The following is a 4,648-nucleotide window of genomic DNA, read 5'->3' on the forward strand; positions in this document are numbered from 1 at the left end:
GCCGCGGCGCTGGCGGTGCGCGCCGCCGAGCGCGGCCGCAAGACCGTGGTGCTCACGATCGACCCGGCGCGCCGGTTGGCGCAGGCGCTCGGGATGCGGGAACTGGGCAACCAGCCGCGGCAGGTGGTGCTGGACGGGTTCGAGCCCGACGGCGACCTCAACGCGATGATGCTGGACATGCGCCGCACCTTCGACGACATGGTGCTCGCGCACGCCGGGCGGGACCGGGCGCAGCAGATCCTGGAGAACCCCTTCTACCAGACCATTTCCACCTCGTTCTCCGGAACGCAGGAGTACATGGCGATGGAGAAGCTGGGCCAGCTCGCCGCTACCGGAAGCTGGGACCTGATCATCGTGGACACCCCGCCGAGCCGATCCGCGCTGGACTTCCTGGACGCGCCGCAGCGGCTGTCCACGGTGCTGGACGGCAAGCTGATCCGGCTGCTGTCCAGCCCGGCCAAGGCGAGCGGCAAGGGCCTGCGCAAGATCGTCGGTGCCGGGTTCGGCATGTTCTCCAAGGCCGTTTCCACCGTGATCGGGGGTCAGCTGCTCGCGGACGCGTCCGCGTTCGTGCAAGCCTTCGACTCGACCTTCGGCGGTTTCCGGGAACGCGCCGAGAACACCTACCAGCTGCTGCGCTCGCCGGGCACGGCGTTCCTGGTGGTCGCCGCGCCCGAACCGGACGCGCTGCGCGAGGCGTCGTTCTTCGTCGAACGGCTCAGCACCGAGAACATGCCGCTGGCCGGGCTGATCGCGAACCGCACGCACCCCGTGTTCGCCGAGCTGACCGGGACGCGCGCGACCACGGCGGCAGAGGAGCTCGAAGCCACCGGGAACGCCGAGCTGGCCGCGGCGGTCCTGCGGGTGCACGCCGACCGCGTCGCGATCGGCGACCGGGAACGCCGGATGCTCGCCCGGTTCACCCGCGCGCACCCGGAGGTGTCGCTGGTGGGCGTACCGGCACTGCCCGCGGACGTGCACGACCTGGACGGGCTGCGCGAGATCGGGCGGCGACTCGCCGCGGAATGATCATTTCCGCAATTTCCGGTGCGGGCGACCCGGAAAGCGGGCCGCCCGATCCGGCATCCGGGTGAGTTTCAGCCCACCTGGTACTCGTCGATATCCGTGTAGTCCTGACGCGCGGCTTCCAGCAGCTCGCGCCAGTTGCGGACGTCCGGGCGGCGACGCAGTAACGCGCGCCGTTCCCGCTCGGTCATTCCGCCCCAGACCCCGAATTCGATCTTGTTGTCGAGCGCCTCACCGAGGCACTCCGTGCGCACCGGGCAGCCGAAGCAGATCATCCGTGCTTTGCGCTGCTCAGCCCCACGTACGAACAACTGGTCGGGATTCTCGTCCCGGCAAGCGGCGTTAACCCGCCAATCCCCCTGCTCCAACATAAGGTTCCCCCAGCTCCTCACTGGATCGTCGGCGACTTGTTTCGTCCGGAGCCCCCCGGCACCGGATGCTGCGGCGCATGGCGCGCCGCAACGATGCTGTCGCTGGACGTGGACGAACTCTAGATCCTTTCGGTTCCACGGCCAAACAAGGGTTGTCGCTCCGTTATGTTTGACCCTCATCACATCGGGGGGTGTGCCCGGCGACGCCGTGTTGATGTCCGGCACCCGGCTTAGGCTTGCCCGCGTGCGTGTCCGGGACGGGTTGCTGAAGCTGTTCGGTCTGTGCGTGCTGGCGGGAGTCCTGGTCGCGGGGATGCTCTTCCCGATGGCCGGCGCGCTCGGCGTGGTCTCCAACCGCGCAGGCGATGCGGTGAACAACATCTCCGCGGAATTGATGACCCAGCAACCGCCGCTGGCCACGACCATCACCGATCGCGCGGGCACTCCGCTCGCTTACCTGTACGAGCAGAATCGGACCCCGGTCGCGCCGGATGAAATCTCGGATCCGATGAAGGCCGCGATCATCTCCATCGAGGACCGCCGGTTCTACGAGCACCAGGGCGTGGACTGGCCGGGCACGGTGCGCGCGGCGGTCACCAACCAGATGTCCGGTGAGATCGCGCAGGGCGGCTCGACGCTGACCCAGCAGTACGTGAAGAACTACCAGGTGCACGTGACCGCGGCCGACGATCCGGTCAAGCAGGCCAAGGCCGTCGAGCAGACCCCGGCGCGCAAGCTGCGGGAGATCCGGATCGCGCTGCAGCTGGAAAAGCGGCTGCCGAAGGAGGAGATCCTGGCGCGGTACCTGAACGTCGTGCCGTTCGGGCACCAGAGCTACGGGGTCGCCGCCGCGGCGCGCACCTATTTCAACAGCACCCCGGACAAGCTCACGATCCCGCAGTCCGCGCTGCTGGCCGGGATGGTCAACAGCCCCAGCGCCCTGAACCCGGAGACCAACCCGGACGAGGCGCTGGCTCGCCGCAACCTCGTGATCGATGCGATGGAGGCGCAGCAGCGCATCGACGCACCGACCGCCGAGCAAGCGCGCAGGGCGCCGCTGGGCCTGGTGCAGCCGTTGAACTCGCTGCCGAACAACTGCGTCGGAGCGGGCCCCGCGGACGGCTTCTTCTGCAAATACGTCATCGATTACCTGCAGAACGCCGGATTCTCCGAGGAGGAACTGCGGTCCGGCGGCTACACGATCCGCACCACGCTCGATCACAAAGCGACCGGCGCCGCCAAGGCCGCCGCGGAGAAGCACGTGCCGAAGGACACCGAAGGCATCGCGAACGTGATGGCCGTGGTGGAACCGGGCAGCGACAAGCACCGGGTGCGCGCGCTGGTCGCGAACCGCGACTTCGGCAACGACGCGGACAAGGGCCAGACCTCTTACGCACTGCCCAGCGGTGTGGCCAAATTCGGCGCCGGGTCGATCTACAAGGTGTTCACCGCGGCCGCGGCGCTGGAGAAGGGGATGGGAATCCAGAACACCATCCAAGCTCCCGGCACCTACACCTCCAAGGTCTTCCGGAACGGCACCGCCCCTTACACGGTGGGCAACGCCGAAGGCGTCTCTCCCGGCCCGCGCACCTTGCAGAAGGCGCTGGCGACTTCGCCGAACACGGCGTTCGTGGCGTTGGAAGAGCGCGTGGGGCTGAATCCGACGGTGGACATGGCGACCCGGCTGGGAATGCGCCAAACGCTGCAGCAGTCGAACCTCAGCGGTGATCCGCTGACGCCGAACGGCTCGAACGGGCCGTCGATGGCCGAAGTGGTCAAGCAGAAGAAGATCGGCGCGTTCACCCTCGGCTTCGGCCCGACCAGCCCGCTGGAGCTGGCCAACGTCTCCGCCACGTTGATGAGCGGCGGCACCTGGTGCCCGCCGACACCGATCGCCGAGATCACCGACCGGCAGGGCAACCAGGTCAAGATCACCGAAGATCCGTGCGAGCAGGCCGTGGACAAGGAACTGGCGAACGCCATGGTCGTCGGCATGAGCCAGGACGACCAGGCGGGCGGCACCGCGCACGCCGCGGCGCAGGGCGCGGGCTGGAGCAGGCCGATCGCGGGCAAGACCGGCACCACCGAGGCGCACCAGTCGGCCGGCTTCCTCGGCGCCTCACCGCAATTCGCCGGTGCGGTGCTGACGTTCTCCGACGGCAACCGGCCGCAGGGGATCTGCGACAGCACGCCGCCGACGCTGTGCGGGGCCAACGGCGGCAACATCTACGGCGGCAAGGTGCCTGCGCGCACCTGGTTCGACGCGATGAAACCGATCCACGAGGGTCTTCCGGAGATCCCGCTGCCGCCAGTCAACGAGCGCTACAAGAACGGCGGCGACGAGTTCCAGGTGCCGAACGTCGTCGGGCTCGGCGCGGACCGGGCCACGACGTCGCTGGAGAAGGCCGGCTACAAGGTGCAGAAGCGCTCGATCAACAGCGAGCGGCGCAAGGGCTCGGTGACCAGTCAGACGCCGCGCGGTTTCGCGCTGCCCGGCGAGACGGTGACGCTGTCGGTGAGCACCGGCTACGTGCCGCCGCCGTCGACCGCACCGGCCCCGCCTCCCCCTGCTCGGCCACCGGAGGAGCCTGCTCGCCCGCCGGAACAGCCGGAAGAGCCCGCGCCGGGCGGTCCCGCGCCGAATCCTCCCGCCGCGCCGCCGCCGGGGAACTCCCCTCCGTAGCCGACTCGGTCGCTGCCTAGACTCGGCGTTCGTGGTGGACACGCGGGCGAGCATCCGGCGAGTGCGTTCCCGGTACCGGTTGGTCCAGGTCCGGTCGGTGCGGTGGCTGACGCCGCGGATGCTGCGGATGGTGCTCGGCGGCCCGGAGCTGGCGGATTTCGACAGCACCGGCAGCGACCAGCGGATCAAGCTGTGCCTGCCGCGGCCGGGGCGACCGACTCCGCTGGGCCGCGACCGCGCCGAGGTGTTCGCGCTGCCCCGCGAGCAGCAACCTAAGCAGCGGACCTACACGGTGCGCTGGTTCGACCCGGCCGCCCACGAGCTCGCGATCGACTTCGTGGTGCACGAGCACGAGGCGCCGGGCGCGTCCTGGATCTCCACCGCGGCCCCGGGCGACCAGGTGGTGGCGGTCGGGCCGAGCCCGTCCTACGCGCCGGACCCCGCGGCCGATCGGCTCGTGCTCGCCGGGGACGAGACCGCGTTGCAAAATTTATCAGCCGGTATGGATGTAAAGAGTATTTTGAACACAACAGGGAGTTGCAATTTTTCAATCGGCAGCAGGAAATTA

At 69.0% G+C, this 4,648-nt stretch carries 4 protein-coding genes; 3 read left to right on the forward strand and 1 reads right to left on the reverse strand.

The features are described 5' to 3' along the window. A partial coding sequence (locus IJH84_RS01020) for an ArsA-related P-loop ATPase (RefSeq protein WP_295139133.1) occupies positions 1–1,029 on the forward strand: 1,029 nt, incomplete at its 5' end. 68 nt (positions 1,030–1,097) lie between these two features. Here IJH84_RS01020 and IJH84_RS01025 read toward each other — a convergent pair. Beyond that, positions 1,098–1,397, reverse strand: coding sequence for a WhiB family transcriptional regulator (locus tag IJH84_RS01025; RefSeq protein ID WP_200068231.1), 300 nt, complete (start codon positions 1,395–1,397; stop codon positions 1,098–1,100). A gap of 214 nt (positions 1,398–1,611) precedes the next feature. On the opposite strand from IJH84_RS01025, the gene IJH84_RS01030 reads away from it, so the two are divergent. Continuing rightward, complete coding sequence (locus IJH84_RS01030; protein ID WP_295139141.1) at positions 1,612–4,080, forward strand: transglycosylase domain-containing protein; 2,469 nt, start codon at positions 1,612–1,614, stop codon at positions 4,078–4,080. A gap of 31 nt (positions 4,081–4,111) precedes the next feature. Continuing rightward, positions 4,112–4,648 (forward strand): siderophore-interacting protein (locus IJH84_RS01035; RefSeq protein ID WP_295139138.1); only part of this gene is annotated, 537 nt, incomplete at its 3' end.

Origin of the sequence: Saccharopolyspora sp., assembly GCF_017434145.1 — a bacterium.
Lineage (GTDB): Bacteria > Actinomycetota > Actinomycetes > Mycobacteriales > Pseudonocardiaceae > Saccharopolyspora_C > Saccharopolyspora_C galaxeae.